The 16,533-nt window shown below is 61.1% G+C and carries 15 protein-coding genes and 1 riboswitch; of the genes, 9 read left to right on the top strand and 6 right to left on the bottom strand.

The window, feature by feature from the left end:
• The first annotated feature begins 42 nt into the window (after nucleotides 1-42).
• The gene (gene hldE, locus AC1DIH_RS01735) at nucleotides 43-1,464 is read left to right on the top strand and encodes a bifunctional D-glycero-beta-D-manno-heptose-7-phosphate kinase/D-glycero-beta-D-manno-heptose 1-phosphate adenylyltransferase HldE (RefSeq protein ID WP_477770358.1); all 1,422 of its coding nucleotides are present in this window, start codon (nucleotides 43-45) and stop codon (nucleotides 1,462-1,464) included.
• A 143-nt stretch (nucleotides 1,465-1,607) separates the two neighbouring features.
• On the opposite strand, the gene AC1DIH_RS01730 is transcribed toward hldE, so the two are convergent.
• The 4 genes from AC1DIH_RS01730 to AC1DIH_RS01715 all read right to left on the bottom strand — a co-directional run bounded on the left by AC1DIH_RS01730 (nucleotide 1,608) and on the right by AC1DIH_RS01715 (nucleotide 5,143).
• Nucleotides 1,608-2,573: a metal ABC transporter ATPase gene (locus tag AC1DIH_RS01730; RefSeq protein WP_477770357.1), complete on the bottom strand. Its 966-nt coding sequence runs from the start codon at nucleotides 2,571-2,573 to the stop codon at nucleotides 1,608-1,610.
• A 43-nt stretch (nucleotides 2,574-2,616) separates the two neighbouring features.
• Nucleotides 2,617-3,438, bottom strand: coding sequence for an aldo/keto reductase (locus tag AC1DIH_RS01725; protein ID WP_477770356.1), 822 nt, complete (start codon nucleotides 3,436-3,438; stop codon nucleotides 2,617-2,619).
• Complete coding sequence (locus tag AC1DIH_RS01720; protein WP_477770355.1) at nucleotides 3,435-4,610, bottom strand: NAD(P)/FAD-dependent oxidoreductase; 1,176 nt, start codon at nucleotides 4,608-4,610, stop codon at nucleotides 3,435-3,437. The genes AC1DIH_RS01725 and AC1DIH_RS01720 overlap by 4 nt, the downstream gene beginning before the upstream one ends.
• Before the next feature lie 200 nt (nucleotides 4,611-4,810).
• The gene (locus tag AC1DIH_RS01715) at nucleotides 4,811-5,143 is read right to left on the bottom strand and encodes a DMT family transporter (RefSeq protein WP_019691475.1); all 333 of its coding nucleotides are present in this window, start codon (nucleotides 5,141-5,143) and stop codon (nucleotides 4,811-4,813) included.
• 103 nt (nucleotides 5,144-5,246) lie between these two features.
• Between AC1DIH_RS01715 and AC1DIH_RS01710 the strand changes: the two genes are divergently transcribed.
• Nucleotides 5,247-6,137 (top strand): LysR family transcriptional regulator, encoded by an 891-nt coding sequence (locus AC1DIH_RS01710; protein ID WP_477770354.1) that lies wholly within the window; start codon nucleotides 5,247-5,249, stop codon nucleotides 6,135-6,137.
• Nucleotides 6,138-6,160: 23 nt separating this feature from the next.
• The gene (gene waaA, locus AC1DIH_RS01705; protein WP_477770353.1) at nucleotides 6,161-7,435 is read left to right on the top strand and encodes a lipid IV(A) 3-deoxy-D-manno-octulosonic acid transferase; all 1,275 of its coding nucleotides are present in this window, start codon (nucleotides 6,161-6,163) and stop codon (nucleotides 7,433-7,435) included.
• Nucleotides 7,436-7,492: 57 nt separating this feature from the next.
• On the opposite strand, the gene AC1DIH_RS01700 is transcribed toward waaA, so the two are convergent.
• A complete protein-coding gene (locus tag AC1DIH_RS01700) occupies nucleotides 7,493-8,932 on the bottom strand; it encodes a TolC family outer membrane protein (RefSeq protein ID WP_477770352.1) in 1,440 nt (479 codons plus the stop codon).
• Between the two features lie 195 nt (nucleotides 8,933-9,127).
• Nucleotides 9,128-9,233, top strand: a riboswitch (TPP riboswitch).
• 171 nt (nucleotides 9,234-9,404) lie between these two features.
• Between AC1DIH_RS01700 and thiC the strand changes: the two genes are divergently transcribed.
• Nucleotides 9,405-11,294: a phosphomethylpyrimidine synthase ThiC gene (gene thiC, locus AC1DIH_RS01695; RefSeq protein WP_477770351.1), complete on the top strand. Its 1,890-nt coding sequence runs from the start codon at nucleotides 9,405-9,407 to the stop codon at nucleotides 11,292-11,294.
• A gap of 152 nt (nucleotides 11,295-11,446) precedes the next feature.
• Entirely contained in the window at nucleotides 11,447-12,739 is a 1,293-nt protein-coding gene (gene cytX, locus AC1DIH_RS01690) for a putative hydroxymethylpyrimidine transporter CytX (RefSeq protein ID WP_477770350.1), read from the top strand.
• On the opposite strand, the gene AC1DIH_RS01685 is transcribed toward cytX, so the two are convergent.
• Nucleotides 12,708-13,454, bottom strand: a complete 747-nt coding sequence (locus AC1DIH_RS01685) for an RsiV family protein (protein WP_123581904.1) — start codon at nucleotides 13,452-13,454, stop codon at nucleotides 12,708-12,710. The two genes, cytX and AC1DIH_RS01685, sit on opposite strands and share 32 nt — an antisense overlap.
• 223 nt (nucleotides 13,455-13,677) lie before the next feature.
• Between AC1DIH_RS01685 and AC1DIH_RS01680 the strand changes: the two genes are divergently transcribed.
• The 4 genes from AC1DIH_RS01680 to AC1DIH_RS01665 all read left to right on the top strand — a co-directional run bounded on the left by AC1DIH_RS01680 (nucleotide 13,678) and on the right by AC1DIH_RS01665 (nucleotide 16,498).
• On the top strand, nucleotides 13,678-14,295 hold the full coding sequence (locus tag AC1DIH_RS01680; protein ID WP_477770349.1) for an NUDIX domain-containing protein: 618 nt from the start codon (nucleotides 13,678-13,680) through the stop codon (nucleotides 14,293-14,295).
• Nucleotides 14,286-14,738, top strand: a complete 453-nt coding sequence (locus AC1DIH_RS01675) for a DUF1249 domain-containing protein (RefSeq protein WP_019691483.1) — start codon at nucleotides 14,286-14,288, stop codon at nucleotides 14,736-14,738. The genes AC1DIH_RS01680 and AC1DIH_RS01675 overlap by 10 nt, the downstream gene beginning before the upstream one ends.
• 99 nt (nucleotides 14,739-14,837) lie before the next feature.
• On the top strand, nucleotides 14,838-15,653 hold the full coding sequence (cpdA, locus tag AC1DIH_RS01670) for a 3',5'-cyclic-AMP phosphodiesterase (protein WP_477770348.1): 816 nt from the start codon (nucleotides 14,838-14,840) through the stop codon (nucleotides 15,651-15,653).
• Between the two features lie 236 nt (nucleotides 15,654-15,889).
• Nucleotides 15,890-16,498 (top strand): YqiA/YcfP family alpha/beta fold hydrolase, encoded by a 609-nt coding sequence (locus AC1DIH_RS01665; RefSeq protein WP_477770347.1) that lies wholly within the window; start codon nucleotides 15,890-15,892, stop codon nucleotides 16,496-16,498.
• The last annotated feature ends 35 nt before the right edge of the window (nucleotides 16,499-16,533 follow it).

Below are 16,533 nucleotides of genomic sequence, written 5' to 3'. Positions count from 1 at the left end.
GCTAATATCGCGCCCCTGTTCATTTTGTATGTGGGTTGCTCCATGAAGTTGTCCATGCCGCGATTCGATCAAGCCCCTGTCTTGGTGGTCGGCGATGTCATGCTCGACCGTTACTGGCATGGTGGTACCTCACGGATTTCTCCTGAGGCACCGGTGCCGGTGGTCAAGGTCGAGCACATCGAAGACCGCCCGGGCGGTGCTGCCAACGTTGCCTTGAACATTGCCGCGCTCGGCGCGCCGGCGTCCCTGGTCGGTGTGACCGGTGATGACGAGGCCGCCGATAGCCTGAGCAATAGCCTCAAAGGCGCCGGAGTGCGTGCGTTGTTTCAGCGCATCGCGCATCAGCCGACCATCGTCAAACTGCGGGTCATGAGTCGTCACCAGCAATTGCTGCGTATCGACTTCGAACAGCCGTTTGCCACCGACGCACTGGCGCTCGGCGCTGAAGTCGACGGTCTGCTCGAAGGCATCAAGGTGCTGGTGTTGTCTGACTATGGCAAAGGCGCGCTGAAGAACCACCAGGCCTTGATCCAGGCCGCCCGTGCCCGTGGCATTCCGGTGCTGGCGGATCCCAAAGGCAAGGATTTCTCGATTTACCGCGGTGCCAGCCTGATTACCCCGAACCTCAGCGAGTTTGAAACCATTGTTGGTGGTTGCGTCGATGAGCACGATCTGGTCAGCAAGGGCGCGAAGCTCATGCACGACCTTGATCTGGGTGCCTTGCTGGTCACGCGTGGCGAGCACGGCATGACCTTGCTGCGTCCTGATCATCCGGCGCTGCACTTGCCCGCGCGGGCCCGCGAAGTGTTCGACGTGACCGGTGCCGGTGATACGGTGATTTCTACGTTGGCGGCGGCGATTGCTGCTGGCGAAGAACTGCCGCACGCAGTAGCCCTGGCCAACCTGGCCGCAGGCATCGTGGTCGGCAAGCTGGGTACGGCGGCGATCAGTGCTCCGGAATTGCGTCGCGCGATTCAGCGTGAAGAAGGTTCCGAACGTGGTGTCCTGGGCCTGGAGCAATTGCTGCTGGCCGTCGACGATGCGCGTGCGCACAAAGAGAAGATCGTCTTTACCAATGGCTGCTTCGACATCCTCCATGCAGGCCATGTGACCTACCTGGAGCAGGCGCGGGCGCAGGGCGATCGTTTGATCGTTGCAGTCAACGACGATGCATCGGTGAGCCGCTTGAAAGGTCCTGGGCGGCCGATCAACAGCGTTGACCGGCGCATGGCGGTACTGGCAGGTCTGGGCGCGGTGGACTGGGTGATCAGCTTCCCTGAAGGCACTCCGGAAAACCTCCTGAGGCAGGTCAAGCCGGATGTGCTGGTCAAGGGCGGCGATTACGGAATCGACCAGGTGGTCGGTGCCGACATCGTGAGCGCTTATGGCGGAACAGTGAAAGTGCTGGGGCTGGTGGAAAACAGCTCGACGACCGCAATAGTCGAGAAGATCCGCAAGACCTGAAACTGTGGCGAGGGAGCTTGCTCCCGCTCGCCTGCGCAGCAGGTGTAAAACCGGCAAACGCGGTGTATCTGTAGAAACTCGATGGCGGGTTTTAGGGCCGCTTCGCGGCCCAGCGGGAGCAAGCTCCCTCGCCACGGGGTAAGTTAGCGTGCCACCTTGCGTGGCACGATTTTCTTCAGCAGCAGCCTGGCCTTGCCGGTCAATCGGCTGAAACCCGATGCCTTGCCCGGTTGGCTCAAGCCTTGCTGCCTGAGCCAGTCCTTCCAGCGAATCCGTTCGTCACGCACCAGCCAACCTTCCTGTTGGGCAAAACTCTCTGCCAGATACAGTCCGCGTGTGCTTGCCGGGTAGAGCTGATCTTTTTTCAGGGTGTAGAGCTCGGGCAGCGGCTGGCCATCCTCAAGCGGCATCAGGTACAGATCAGGGCGCTTGCGATCCAGTCGTGCGACGAGTTGATCGCCTTCAAGCCGTTCATCGACATGAAACAGGCTCAGGGATTTGGTTTCCTTGGGCACGTCCAGGCGCAAATCGTAGATCAACTGCAAGGACGCCGTGGGCAGATGCACGTAGGCCCGTGGGCGTTCGATCAGCTGCATGTTGGCGCAGCGCACCGGGCGAGCAGCGCCAGACAGCGGCGTCAGGCGGAACGGCAGCGCCTCGCGGTAATGCAGCGCGCTGGCGTAGGGTGCTGGCAGCCAGGTGTCATTGAAGCGCCCGCCAAGCCAGCCTTCGGGGGTTTCCAGCAGGCATTCTTCAGCGATTTCCTGAATGGCCGTGTGCAACGGCAGGTTCAGCTCATGGGCCGGCACATAACCCGAGATCAGTTTGAGCACCACGTCGCCACGGTCCTGGCGGCGCTGACGGACCAGCACCCAGTAATCGCGATTCTGCCAATGCAGGGTCAGCCGTACCGAGACGCCAAGGTTGGCCAGCTCCAGTGAAAAGTGCTCTGGATTGGCCACTGTGACCGGGCGCCGACGTTGCAGGGTCTGGGAAAAATTCAGCGGCCTGCCGACACTCTGATAACTCAGGCCTTCGGGAGTCGCTTCGACGTATAACGGCAGGGTCTTGAAGTTGCTGGGGTTCTTTCTTATGAGCGTTCGCGGCATGTCGGCTCCTTCTTGCGTCGGGGTCGGCCGCCTTGGCGGCTGTTCAACGACTACGTAGGACTTGAGCAACAGTCGCCACATTGTGGGCGAGGTGCAGCGGATTAATGGTCCCGACAATAGCACTGGCGACACCGGGTTGCGCAAACAACAGCTCGAAGCTGGCGCGTACCGGATCAACACCCGGGCTGAGGCAGACGTGACCGCTGGCCAGAGCCTTCTTCACCAGGATCGCTTTGCCGTGGGCAGCAGCGTAGTCGATGACTGGCCGTTCGGCCTGTTCGTTGAGATTGTAGGTGACCATGGCGCAATCGCCTTGTTCCAGAGCCTTCAACCCGCCATCAACCGTTTTTCCGGAAAACCCGAACCCGCGAATCTTGCCCTCGCGTTTAAGCTCGGCGAGGGTCTGATAGACCTCACAGTCGTTGAGAATCGCCAGGTCGTTACCGTCCGAATGCACCAGCACCAGGTCGATGAAGTCGGTTTCCAGGCGTTTCAGGCTGCGTTCGATGGAAAAACGTGTGTGCGCAGCGCTGAAGTCATGGTGCGACAGGCCATCGGCGAATTCTTCACCGACCTTGCTGACAATCACCCACTCCTGACGCTGACCGCGCAGCAGCGGGCCGAGACGTTCTTCGCTGCGGCCATAGGCGGGGGCGGTGTCGATCAGGTTGATGCCCAGCTCGCGGGTCAGCTTGAGCAACCTGCGCGCTTCGTCATCGTCCGGGATCTGGAAGCCATTGGGGTACTTCACGCCTTGGTCGCGGCCGAGTTTCACCGTGCCCAGGCCCAGTGGAGAAACCAGCAGGCCAGTGCTGCCCAACGGACGATGCAGGTCGTGCAGGTCGTGCAGGGTGGCTTGGCTCATGGCAACAATTGCTCCCAGGCAGGCACGCCCATCGGCGGTTTTGGCAGGGATGGCAACGGCGCCGGGTGGCTTGGCTGGATGCCGTCGCGTTGCAGCGACGCCATTACCCGGTCAGCGAAGTCCGGTGCCAGCGCCAGTTTGGTCGGCCAGCCCACCAGCAGACGATCCTGCTCGGCGAGAAAGGCGTTGTCGGGTCGGCTCAGGCCCGATTGCAGCGGCTCGGCGCGCTCGACCCGCAAGGTCGCCCATTGCGCCTGGCTGAGGTCGACCCACGGCAACAGGTTGCCGAGTTCTTTCTGCGCGGCGGCAATTTGCGCGGCAGGTTCACGAGCCACGCCTTCGGCTTCGGCGATATCACCGCCCAGGTACCAGACCCATTGACCATCGGCGGCCGGGTGGGTGGTGACGGTGATGCGCGGCTTTGGCCCACCGCCCAGGCAGTGGGCGTAGAGCGGTTTCAGGCTCGGGCCTTTGACGATGACCATGTGCAGCGGCCGACGTTGCATGGCCGGCTGGCTCAGGCCGAGCGCCGTGAGCAAGTCGGCGTTGCCAGCACCGGCACTGAGGACGATGCGCTGTGCGCGGATTTCGCGCTCGTCGACGCGCAGGCCGACCAGTTCGCCGTTTTCCAGCAATGGCTCGATCTTCTGCCCGGCCAGCAGGCCGTCACCGGCAAGCTCAGCCAGACGCCCGATCAGGCTTGGCACATCGACCACCAGTTCCGCGAGGCGATAGACCTTGCCCTTGAAGCGCTTGTCTTGCAGGGCCGGCGGCAGCTGCTCGCCCTTGACCTGGTCGACCCGGCCGCGCACCGCTTTGCTGGCGAAGAAACTGGTGAGGTTGCCGGCGAGGGTGCCAGGGGACCACAAATAGTGGGCTTCGGAGAGCAGACGCACGCCGGACAGGTCCAGCTCGCCGTCGCCGGCCAGCGCTTCACGCCAACGGCGCGGCATGTCGGAAATCGCTTCGGAGGCACCGGTCAACGCACCATGCAGCGCGTACTTGGCGCCGCCGTGGATGATCCCCTGGGACTTCACGCTCTGCCCGCCGCCGAGGCTGGCACTTTCCACCAGTACGGTCGAGAAACCCTGGCGACGCAGGCGTGCGTTCAGCCAGAGGCCGGCGACACCAGCGCCGACAATCAGTACGTCGGTGGAAATAACGGATGGCATGCAGCGACCTCAGCGTTCAGGACTAGAGGCGCAGTATACAGAGCACAGCGATCCCTTGTAGCAGCTGCCGCAGGCTGCGTTCGGCTGCGAAGCAGTCGTAAAACCTGACGACGCCGCTCTTCAGATAGATCGAAGGCGAGGACTTCGTCCTCGAACGCAGCCTTCGGCAGCTGCTACGCAAAGCAGTCTGGCGGTGCTCTTTAGTGCCCGGCGGTTTTCGAGAACAGCTGGATGACCACCACGCCCAGGACGATCAGCGCCATGCCGAGCATGGCCGGGATGTCGAGTTTCTGGTCGTAGAGAAACAGCGCCGCGATGCTGACCATCACGATCCCCATGCCGGCCCACACCGCGTAGGTGACGCCAACCGGAATGGTGCGCACCACCAGGGTCAGCATCCAGAACGCAATGCCGTAACCGACAATGATCAACAGCAAAGGGAGTGGTGTGCTCAGGCCCTTGACTGCTTTCATCGATACGGTGGCGATCACTTCGGCGCAGATGGCGATAGCCAAGAGGTAGTAAGCGTTCATGGTGTGATCCTCGTATTTTGGCCTGCTTGATGAGGTCGGCATTCTAGAGGCTTTAGAGATGGGGTAAAGTCATTACCTATCTGATTTGAAGATGGGTTGAATCATGAGTGTGCAATGGAATCTGGAGCAGATGCGTTTGTTCGTCAGTGTGGCCGAGCAGCGTTCATTTTCGGCAGTCGCGCGCAATCAACGCAAGGCGCAGTCGGCGGTCAGCAGTGCGATAGCACTGCTTGAAGCAGACCTTGGCCTGAACCTGTTTGATCGCAGTAGCGGCCGCCAGCCGCGCTTGACCGAAGCCGGCAGCGCGTTGCTCGAAGAAGCGCGAGAGGTGCTGCGCCAGTGCGAGCGTCTCAACGGGCGGGCGCTGGCGTTGATGCGGGGGCAGGAAGCGCGGCTGCGTCTGGCGCAGGATGAGGCCATGCCTTATCAGCCGGTGCTCGACAGTCTTGAAGCATTGGCCGAGCGATTTCCCAGCCTGGAAGTGCAACTGGCCAGTGCCGCCCAGGGCGATGTGGCGCGCAAACTGGTGGAGCGCCGGGCCGATCTGGGCTTGCTGTTTTATCACGAGCAGATTCCCGAAGCCCTGGAGCGTCGGGTGCTGGGCAGCGTCGAGATGGTCACGGTGTGCGGAGTAGGGCATCCGCTGGCCGTGGAAGGGCAGGTCAATTGCCAGCAGATGGCGCAGCATCGACAGCTGTTGATGGCCACGCATTCCAGCGTCTACCCCGGCAGTGAGCAAGCCAGCCCGCAAGTCTGGCGCGCCGACAGCTTCTACGTTCTCGCCGAGTGGCTGATGCGTGGCCTGGGGTGGGGCTGGCTGCCGCGGCATGTGGTGCAGTACCCGGCGTATCACGGGCAGATGGTCGAACTGGTCAGCGAATGGACCCCGCCAGCCTTGGTGGTGGAGTTGGTCTGGCGGCGTGATGAACCGCTGGGGCCAGCGGCGCGTTGGTTGGCGGAACGTTTTGCCGTGCACTTGCAGGCGATTGGCTAAAAAAGCCGATAAACTCCGCCGCCATGAATAGAACTCTCTACACCGTGCTGTTTTACCTGGGGCTGCCACTGGTAGCGATTCGGCTGTGGCTGCGTTCGCGCAAGGCACCGGCGTACGCCAAACGTATTGGCGAACGTTTCTCCATCGGCTTGCCGGTGATGAAACCCGGCGGCATCTGGGTGCATGCGGTGTCGGTTGGCGAAAGCATTGCCGCTGCCCCCATGATTCGCGGATTGCTCGAGCGTTATCCACAGCTGCCGATCACCGTGACCTGTATGACCCCGACCGGGTCCGAGCGGATTCACGCAATGTTCGCCAATGAGCCGCGCATCCAGCACTGCTACCTGCCTTACGATCTGCCGTGTGCGGCGGCGCGGTTCCTCGACCGGGTTCAGCCGAAACTGGCGGTGATCATGGAAACCGAGTTGTGGCCCAACCACATTCATCAGTGTGCCAAACGCGGGATCCCGGTGGCGCTGGCCAATGCCCGGCTCTCGGAACGTTCGGCCAAAGGCTATGGCCGTTTCGGCAAGCTGACGCAGCCGATGCTGGCCGAAATGAGTCTGTTTGCGGTGCAGACCGAAGCCGAGGCCGAGCGTTTTCGGCAGTTGGGCGCACGCGCCGAAACGGTCGAAGTGACCGGTTCGATCAAGTTTGATTTGCGCATCGACCCCCAGTTGCTGCAGCGGGCCGCCGAGTTGCGTCAGCAATGGCAAGCGGTCGAACGTCCGGTGTGGATCGCCGCGAGCACCCATGAAGGTGAAGACGAAGTGGTGCTGGCGGCGCATCGACAATTGCTCGCCAGCCATCCGGATGCCCTGCTGATTCTGGTGCCGCGTCACCCCGAGCGTTTCAACCCGGTGTTCGAACTCTGCCAGCAGCAAGGTTTCAACACGGTCCGGCGTTCGACCGGTGAAGCCGTCAGCGCCAGCACCTCAGTGCTGCTCGGCGACACCATGGGCGAGTTGCTGTTTCTCTACGCCTTGGCCGACAGTGCGTTTGTCGGCGGCAGTCTGGTGCCCAATGGCGGGCATAATCTGCTGGAGCCGGCAGCACTGGGCAAACCGGTGTTGAGCGGGCCGCACCTGTTTAACTTCCTTGAGATCGCCGCGCTGATGCGCAGCGCGAAGGCGTTGCAGGAAGTGGATGACGCCCAAGGCCTGGCGCTGGCGGTGCAGCGGCTGTTCGAGTTGCCACGCGATGCGCAACGGATGGCAGAGGCGGGGCTTACGGTGATGCGCGCCAATCAGGGCGCCTTGCAGCGATTGCTGGATGGGTTGGGGCGGTTGATCAACTAATTCGGAACCTGACACCTGTGGCGAGGGAGCAAGCTCCCTCGCCACAGGGTTGTTTTTTTACTGGCCGGGATTAGCTTTCAGCTGTTCCGCCGCAGCCTTGGCCAGGTCCGGTGGCAGGAAGTCCTTGTCCGGGTTGTAGTCGGCCTTGAGGTAACGCTTCAGGTCCTGCAAGTCGCCCGGGCTGAGGGTGCCGGCCGCCTGCTTCAGGCGCAGGTTGTCGAGAATGTAGTCGTAGCGGCTGTTGTTGTAGTTGCGTACCGAGGTATACAGCTGACGCTGGGCGTCGAGCACATCGACAATATTGCGCGTCCCCACCTGATAACCGATCTCCGTGGCTTCCACCGCGCTCTGGTTCGAGATGATCGACTGGCGGCGAGCCTGCACCTGCTCGACATCGCTGTTCACCGCACGGTGCAGGTTGCGGGTGTTTTCCACTACTTGCCGACGCAGCGCTTCGCGTTGCTGTTCGCTTTGGTCCAGGCGCGAGTACGACTCGCGAACCTGCGAGCTGGTCAGCCCGCCGCTGTAGATCGGAATGTTCAATTGCAGGCCGACCGTGCTTTGCGAGACGGTGCCGCCGTACGCTTGACCGAAGGGGCTCGGGTTGCTGAAGCCCAGTGCATCGTTGTCACCGGTCTTGTACTGCGCCACGGCGTCGAGGGTCGGCGCGTGACCGGCCTTGCGCTGCTTGAGCGTTTCTTCGGCGGCGCTGACCGCGTAGTTGCTGGCCAGCAGGTTGAGGTTCTGTTTGGCGGCAGTGTCGACCCAGGCCTTGGCGTCGTTCGGCGCTGGCGGCAGGACCGGCAAGGTGTGGACGATGCCCTGAATCGAGTTGTACTGACGGTTGGTCAGGGTGATCAGCGCTTCGAACGCATCATCCACCTGGCGCTGCGCGAGAATCCGGTTGGCGCGCGCGGTGTCGTAACTGGCTTGCGATTGCAGCACATCGGTCTTGTCCGAGAGGCCCACATCGAAGCGCTCATTGGACTGATCGAGCTGGCGCTTGAACGCGGCTTCCTCGGCCTTGGTCGAGGCGAGGTTGTCCTGGCTGCGCAGCACATTGAAGTAGGTTTCGGCGCTTTGCAGAATCAGGTTCTGCTCGGTCGCCGAAAGTTGCAGCGCCGCTTGCTCGTTGACATCCTTGGCCGCCTGGAGCTGGAACCAGCGATCGGCGCGGAACAACGGCTGGGCCAGCGTTGCTTGATAGAAGTGGGCACTGCGGTTGGCGATGGCTGACGGCTGGTCGATTTTTGTCCGCACATCGGCAACCTGGGCACCCCCCGAGAGGTTTGGCAGCAGGCCGGCTCGGGCCTGGGGCACGACTTCCTTTTGCGCGCCATATTGAGCGCGGGCGGCGGCCAGGTCGGCGTTGTTGTCGACAGCTTCCTGGTAGACGCTGACCAAATCGGTATTGGTCGATAATGGCGCTTCTGCTGCCCAGGCCATTCCGTTGGACGCACAAGACACGGCTAGAGCCAGTGAGAGTTTGCGCAGCATGAGGCGATCCCTAAAATTTTATTACGTCGATAATTTGAGCGCCAAGGCTACGGCGCACGCCCTGCAGCGTCAAGGCACAGCATGGCGTTGCGAGTGTAGATGCGCCAACCGGCGGCAACAATCCTGTAATTACGCCATTCATCACGCTGATTGCTCCGGTGTTGGCGTTCTATGCCAGTTGTGTCTAGACTGGCCGGGTTCTTGTCGGGGTGCCTTGCTATGAGGCTGAGATCGAATAATTTCGGATCCCGTTGAACCTGATCAGGTTTAAGCCTGCGTAGGGAACAAGATTTCTCGTCACCCGGCGAGTCCTCTTGTGCTTCGTCCGGGATGTTGTTCGACAATCGAACAGCCCTCGTGCACTCAGCACAGCACTCATCCAGCTGGAGTTTTCACTGGTGGGCTGCGTCCATTCGTTACAGGTTCGCTCCGACAAAATTCCACTGCCTGGATGAAGTCTGGAGAGCCCGTGATGACTACAAAATCAAAAAATGCGATCAATCTGAGTGACTCGGCCAAAGTCGATCAGCAATCGGTTCAGCCCTTTACCCGCTCGCAAAAAATTTATGTTCAGGGCTCTCGCCCGGACATCCTCGTGCCAATGCGCGAAATCAGCCTCGACGTGACCCCCACCGACTTCGGCGGCGAGATCAACGCACCGGTCGTGGTCTACGACACCTCGGGTCCGTACACCGACCCCAACGTCATCATCGATGTGCGCAAAGGCCTGGGTGACGTGCGTTCGCCGTGGATCGAAGCCCGTGGTGATACCGAGCGTCTGGCCGGCCTGAGTTCGAACTTCGGCCAGGAACGCCTCGCCGATCCGGAGCTGACCAAGCTGCGTTTCGCTCACGTCAACAACCCGCGCCGCGCCAAGCCAGGCGCCAACGTCAGCCAGATGCACTACGCCCGCAAAGGCATCATCACTGCCGAGATGGAATACGTCGCCATCCGCGAAAACATGAAGCTCGAAGTGGCCCGCGCCGCAGGTTTGCTGGATCAGCAGCACGCGGGCCACAGCTTCGGCGCCAGTGTGCCGAAAGTCATCACCCCGGAATTTGTCCGTGAAGAAATCGCCCGCGGCCGCGCGATCATTCCGGCGAACATCAACCACACCGAACTGGAACCGATGATCATCGGCCGTAACTTCCTGGTGAAGATCAACGGCAACATCGGCAACAGCGCACTGGGTTCGTCCATCGAAGAAGAAGTGGCGAAACTGACCTGGGGCATTCGCTGGGGTTCGGACACGGTCATGGACCTGTCCACCGGCAAGCACATTCACGAAACCCGTGAGTGGATCATCCGCAACTCGCCAGTGCCGATCGGTACCGTGCCGATCTATCAGGCCCTGGAAAAAGTCGGTGGTGTCGCCGAAGACCTGACCTGGGAACTGTTCCGCGACACGTTGATCGAGCAGGCTGAGCAGGGCGTCGATTACTTCACCATCCATGCCGGGGTGTTGCTGCGCTACGTGCCGATGACCGCCAAACGCGTGACCGGGATCGTTTCCCGTGGTGGTTCGATCATGGCCAAGTGGTGCCTGGCGCACCACAAAGAGAACTTCCTCTACACTCATTTCGAAGACATCTGCGAAATCATGAAGGCCTACGACGTCAGCTTCTCGCTGGGCGATGGCCTGCGCCCTGGCTCGATTGCCGACGCCAACGACGAAGCGCAATTCGGTGAGTTGGAAACCCTTGGCGAGCTGACCAAGATCGCCTGGAAACACGATGTGCAGTGCATGATCGAAGGCCCTGGCCACGTGCCGATGCAGTTGATCAAGGAGAACATGGACAAGCAGCTCGAGTGCTGCGACGAGGCGCCGTTCTACACCCTCGGCCCACTGACCACCGACATCGCACCGGGTTACGACCACATCACCTCGGGCATTGGTGCGGCAATGATCGGCTGGTTCGGTTGCGCCATGCTTTGCTACGTCACGCCGAAGGAACACTTGGGCCTGCCGAACAAGGATGACGTGAAGACCGGGATCATCACCTACAAGATCGCCGCCCACGCGGCAGACTTGGCCAAAGGACATCCGGGCGCACAGATCCGCGACAACGCCTTGAGCAAGGCGCGTTTCGAGTTCCGCTGGGAAGACCAGTTCAACCTCGGCCTGGACCCGGACACCGCGCGTTCGTACCACGATGAAACCCTGCCGAAGGACTCGGCCAAGGTCGCGCATTTCTGCTCGATGTGCGGGCCGAAATTCTGCTCGATGAAAATCACCCAGGAAGTCCGCGAGTATGCGGCCAACCAGCGGATCGAAACCGTCGACGCCGAAGTCGCCCAAGGTCTGGCCGAACAGGCTGAGCGCTTCAAGCAGGAAGGCAGTCAGCTGTACAAAAAAGTTTGATCTGACCTGAGGTGGCGGTGCCTGCACCGCCGCCATCGCGAGCAGGCTCGCTCCCACATTGGATTTGTGTCGTTCACACATCCCCTGTGGGAGCGAGCCTGCTTGCGATGGCGATCATCACAACAACACATGTTCCTCTGAGATAACCCCCCTTGAGTATTCAACCCAGTACCTATTCTCCCGACCACGCCGTGCCTCTGGCCCAGCGCGTGTTCGGTGCCCGTGATCTGTTCTCCCTGTGGTTCTCCCTCGGCATTGGTCTAATGGTCTTGCAGACCGGGGCCTTGCTGGCGCCGGGGCTGGGGTTGTCGGGTTCGTTGCTGGCAATTTTTCTGGGCACGCTGGTCGGTGTTCTGCTGCTGGCGTGCGTCGGGGTGATCGGCAGCGATACCGGCCTGTCGGCCATGGCTGCACTCAAACTGAGCCTCGGTACTCGCGGTGCGAGCCTGCCGGCGCTGTTGAACCTGCTGCAACTGATCGGTTGGGGCTCGTTCGAAATCATCGTCATGCGCGACGCGGCCAGTCTGCTCGGCGCTCGTGCGTTCAGCGACGCTAGCCTGATGGCCAATCCATTGCTCTGGACGCTGGCGTTCGGCGCCTTGGCGACCTTGCTCGCGGTTAGTGGTCCGTTGACGTTTGTCCGTCAGATCCTGCGCAAGTGGGGCATCTGGTTGCTGCTGGCAGCGTGCATCTGGCTGACCTGGAACCTCTTCGCCAAAGCCGATCTGGCCGCGCTGTGGGTACAGGCCGGTGACGGTTCGATGCCATTCGCCGTGGGTTTTGATATCGCCATCGCGATGCCGCTGTCGTGGCTGCCGCTGATTGCCGACTACTCGCGTTTCGGCAAGCGTGCGAAAAGCGTATTCGGCGGCACGGCGCTGGGCTTCTTCATTGGTAACTTCTGGTTGATGAGCCTGGGCGTTGCCTACACCCTGGCGTTTGCCCCGAGTGGTGAAGTCAACGCCTTGCTGTTGGCCCTGGCCGGTGCCGGTCTGGGTATTCCGCTGTTGCTGATCCTGCTTGACGAGTCGGAAAACGCGTTCGCCGACATTCACTCGGCGGCGGTCTCCAGCGGGATTCTGTTGCGCATGAAAGTCGAGCACCTGGCCTTGGCCATCGGTGTGATCTGCACCTTGATCGCGTGCCTGGCGCCACTGGCCCAGTACCAGAACTTCCTGCTGTTGATCGGCTCGGTGTTCGCGCCGCTGTTCGGCGTGGTGCTGGTGGATCACTTCATCCTGCGCAAGCGCAGTGCTCAAATTGCGTCAGCCGCCTTGCGCTGGCCGGCGTTGCTCGCCTGGCTGGGCGGGGTGAGCACCTATCACTTGCTGGCGAATCTGTATCCGGAGGTCGGCGCAACCCTGCCATCGCTGGTACTGGCAGGGCTGCTGCAACTGCTGCTGGGCCGGGTCTTCAGCTACGCTCCGGCACCAGCTCAGGCTTGATCTGACCCTTGAGACGAGCGTAGGGGATGGTCATCTCGATGAGGCCACTCGAATAGGGCGCGATGGTCGCAACGTTGTACTTGAGCACCACCCCGGCGCTGGTCAAGGCCACGTTCGGGGTTTTCTGGAAGGGCCAGCTTTTGACGAAGTCGGGGTCACGATCCAGCTGCGAGTTGATCAGCCAGCTATTGTGCGCAACTTGCGCAGTCTTCCAGAACGCCACTTCCTGCCCCGGCAACAGCATGTCGTTCAGGCTCAGCTCTTTTTGCAGCTGGCGCGAGTAGTTGATAAAGCCCCGCCCCGGTGTGCCATTGGCCGCGCCCGTGTCCAGATAACTGGACACTTCAATGATCACCAGTCCGTCATGCTGCTCACGTACCTTGGCTTGCAAGTAGACGCTGTTGCGATCGCCTGACTCACGCAGGAACTGTTCGCGGTAGGCGTTGAGGGAGGCGGGTAGCGCCGCGCCCGGTGAGGTGCGGGTCATTTGCAGCAGGCGCTGTTCGACGATCCGGTCCAGTTGCGGGTCGGTCGGGAAATGCACCGTGTCGATATTCACCAGCGGGCAGTCGGGGCCGTCGCACCCCGGCTTGACCTGCTCGGACGCATCGCGAGTGGATGTCACCTGTGCCCGATAGCTGGGTTGGAACAGGCTTTGGCAGGCGCCGAGCGTGAGGGCAATACAGGCCACGGAGGCGATTTTCAACAGCGACATGGGCGTCCTTCATGAATCAGAGAAAGGCAAAATTCAGGGTCTTCGACTGCCAGCGGCGCAGTCGGTTCGCCACTAAGCTAATTAGAGCCAATTAGAGTTGTTTTCACCCCTTGCCGTCTATCCCGCTGACGGCAAAGAGGCTGCATCAAACGGTGCGGGCGCGTTAGGATGGCGCGAAGCCTGGGGGGAGCCTCGGACGGATAGACAGTAAACGAGGATTGTTATGACTGATTTTGCCAATGCCACCCCGACCATCGTAGACGTCGTGCGCCGCGAAAACTGCTTCAAGGGTTTTTACCAGCTTGATCGCGTGCACCTGCGTCATGAGCTGTTTGCCGGTGGCATGAGTCGCGAGATCAGCCGCGAGTTGTTTGTTCGTCATGATGCGGTGTGTGTCCTGCCTTACGATCCGCAGCGGGACGAAGTGGTATTGATCGAGCAATTTCGCGTTGGTGTATTGGGCAAGACCGAAAACCCGTGGCTGATCGAACTGGTCGCCGGTCTGATCGATAAGGATGAAATACCGGAAGAAGTTGCTCACCGCGAAGCGCAGGAGGAAGCTGGACTTGTATTCACTGCGCTGTGGCCGATGCTCAATTATTTTCCGTCGCCCGGTGGCAGTACCGAATACGTGCACTTGTATCTGGGGCGGTGTAACAGTAACGGGGCCGGCGGCATTCATGGGCTGGTGGAGGAAGCAGAAGATATTCGCGTGACGGTCTGGGATTTCGAAGATGCCCTGCAAGCCGTACGTGATGGACGGATTTCCAACGCGGCGAGCATCATTGCCTTGCAATGGCTGGCTTTGAACCGCGTTGAAGTGAGGGGGTTATGGTCGTAAACAAACAGCGCGATCGTTATCGGGTCGATCTTGTGGGGCTGCAAAGCGCCTGCGAGGCCAACTACGCCCGACTGATGCGCCTGTTACCGGAGATGCGCAACCAGCCGGCTGCCCGGCGCATTGCCATGACCCAGGGCGAGCAGATGCTGGGCGTGCTGATGCTGGAAGTGTTGCAGGCGTGTCCGTACACCACGACCTTGCGCGTGCGCCAGGAGCACAGCCTGCCATGGCTGCCGGTGCCGCAGCTGGAAGTGCAGGTCTACCACGATGCGCGTATGGCCGAAGTCATCAGTGCCGAACATGCACGGCGCTTTCGCGGCATCTATCCTTATCCGAATGCGTTGATGCATCAGCCGGACGAAAAGGCCCAGCTCAACGTGTTCCTCGGCGAGTGGCTGAGTCATTGCCTGGCCTGCGGGCATGAGTTCGAAGTCGTACGCTAGTTGTGAACTGCGTCCGGTTCACGGGTTTCCTCTTTTCAATTTCCCCCAGCATAATTGCGCCATTCATCCATATTCGTGATCACGCCTTGGGAGAACGCCTTGCCGAGCGTATCCACTCTGACAGCCAACGATGCCGTATTGCTGGTGCAGCTCTCTGACAGCCATCTGTTCGCCGAGGCGGATGGTACGTTGCTGGGCATGAACACCCGCGACAGCCTGCAAAAGGTTATCGAGTTGGTGCTGGCACAACAGCCGCGCATCGATCTGGTGATCGCCAGTGGTGACGTGTCCCAGGATGGCACGCTTGAGTCGTATCAGCAGTTTCGCGAGATGACCCGGCAGATCGATGCGCCCGCGCGCTGGATTCCCGGCAACCACGATGAGCCGCAGATCATGGCCCGGGCCGCGGTCCAGAGTCAGTTGCTGGAGCCCATCGTGGACATCGGTAACTGGCGGATCACCTTGCTGGATTCGGCAGTACCGGGTTCGGTGCCAGGGTATTTGCAGGATGACCAACTGCAATTGCTCGTCCGCGCCTTGAGCGAAGCGCCGGAGCGCCATCATCTGGTGTGCTTGCACCATCATCCGGTGTCCATCGGTTGTGCCTGGATGGAGCCGATTGGCCTGCGCAACCCGGACGCCCTGTTTGCCGTGCTCGATCGCTTCCCGCAGGTGCGGGCAGTGCTCTGGGGGCATGTGCATCAGGAGATCGATCAGTTGCGCAACGATGTGCGGCTGATCGCTTCGCCATCGACGTGCATCCAGTTCGAGCCTGGCAGCGTGGATTTCAAGGTCGATACCCTGGCGCCGGGTTATCGCTGGTTACGGTTGCTGCCGGACGGACGGCTGGAAACCGGGGTCGAGCGCGTGACCGGGTTCGACTTCCAGGTCGATTATGGTTCGAACGGCTACTAAAATTTTTGTGGCTCAGGAAAACCGAGTCGCGCCCTTCGTCGGAACGCCGCCCGGAGCAGGCTCGCTCCCACATTGATCTCGGGCGTTCACAAATGGTGTGCTCAGCGCAGATCCACTGTGGGAGCGAGCCTGCTCGCGATGGCGTCCTTAAAGAGGGCCTGATTTCTGTGGATGTCCCCGATCCGCCCGACTCCCTGTAAACTGCGGCATCTTTGCCCGTCTCACAGGGAGCTCGCATGTCTGGTTCGATCCTTTATATCCACGGTTTCAACAGCGCACCCGCGTCGAAAAAGGCCTGTCAGCTGGTCGATGTGATGGATCGTCTGGGTCTGGGCGACCAGTTGCAGGTGCCGGCCTTGCATCACCATCCGCGTGAGGCCATCGGTCAGCTGGAACAGGCGATTGCCAGGCTGGGGCGGCCACTGCTGGTCGGCAGCTCCCTCGGCGGCTACTATGCCACTCACCTTGCCGAGCGCCATGGCCTCAAGGCCCTGTTGGTCAACCCTGCCGTCAGCCCGCACCGGATGTTCGACGGATACCTGGGCACGCAGAAAAACCTGTATACCGAAGAGACCTGGGAATTGACCCACGACCACGTGACGGCCCTGGCCGAGCTGGAAGTGCCGGCGCCCCAGGACCCGCAGCGGTTTCAGGTGTGGTTGCAAACCGGGGACGAAACGCTGGACTATCGCCTCGCCCAGCAGTATTACCGAGCCTGTGCCTTGCGTATCCAGGCTGGCGGCGACCATAGTTTCCAGGGGTTCGCCGGGCAATTGCCGGCCTTGTTGAGTTTTGCCGGCATCGGCGCAGATGTGTACCAGGCGATCGATTTCACAGCACTGTGAACCTTCGCCCCTATTTTCATGAACGACTGACGACG

The organism is Pseudomonas sp. 05N36 (genome assembly GCF_056397385.1).
The sequence above is the reverse complement of the archived record's forward strand: the minus strand, read 5'-3'. Positions and strand labels throughout refer to the sequence as shown.

Coding starts and splice junctions, on each gene's coding strand:
- AC1DIH_RS01725 (WP_477770356.1), bottom strand. CDS start 3,438: ATGAGCCAAGCCACCCTGCACGACCTGCACGACCTGCATCGTCCGTTG.
- AC1DIH_RS01700 (WP_477770352.1), bottom strand. CDS start 8,932: ATGCTGCGCAAACTCTCACTGGCTCTAGCCGTGTCTTGTGCGTCCAAC.
- AC1DIH_RS01665 (WP_477770347.1), top strand. CDS start 15,890: ATGTCTGGTTCGATCCTTTATATCCACGGTTTCAACAGCGCACCCGCG.
- AC1DIH_RS01720 (WP_477770355.1), bottom strand. CDS start 4,610: ATGCCATCCGTTATTTCCACCGACGTACTGATTGTCGGCGCTGGTGTC.
- AC1DIH_RS01715 (WP_019691475.1), bottom strand. CDS start 5,143: ATGAACGCTTACTACCTCTTGGCTATCGCCATCTGCGCCGAAGTGATC.
- hldE (WP_477770358.1), top strand. CDS start 43: ATGAAGTTGTCCATGCCGCGATTCGATCAAGCCCCTGTCTTGGTGGTC.
- AC1DIH_RS01680 (WP_477770349.1), top strand. CDS start 13,678: ATGACTGATTTTGCCAATGCCACCCCGACCATCGTAGACGTCGTGCGC.
- AC1DIH_RS01675 (WP_019691483.1), top strand. CDS start 14,286: ATGGTCGTAAACAAACAGCGCGATCGTTATCGGGTCGATCTTGTGGGG.
- waaA (WP_477770353.1), top strand. CDS start 6,161: ATGAATAGAACTCTCTACACCGTGCTGTTTTACCTGGGGCTGCCACTG.
- AC1DIH_RS01730 (WP_477770357.1), bottom strand. CDS start 2,573: ATGCCGCGAACGCTCATAAGAAAGAACCCCAGCAACTTCAAGACCCTG.
- AC1DIH_RS01710 (WP_477770354.1), top strand. CDS start 5,247: ATGAGTGTGCAATGGAATCTGGAGCAGATGCGTTTGTTCGTCAGTGTG.
- thiC (WP_477770351.1), top strand. CDS start 9,405: ATGACTACAAAATCAAAAAATGCGATCAATCTGAGTGACTCGGCCAAA.
- AC1DIH_RS01685 (WP_123581904.1), bottom strand. CDS start 13,454: ATGTCGCTGTTGAAAATCGCCTCCGTGGCCTGTATTGCCCTCACGCTC.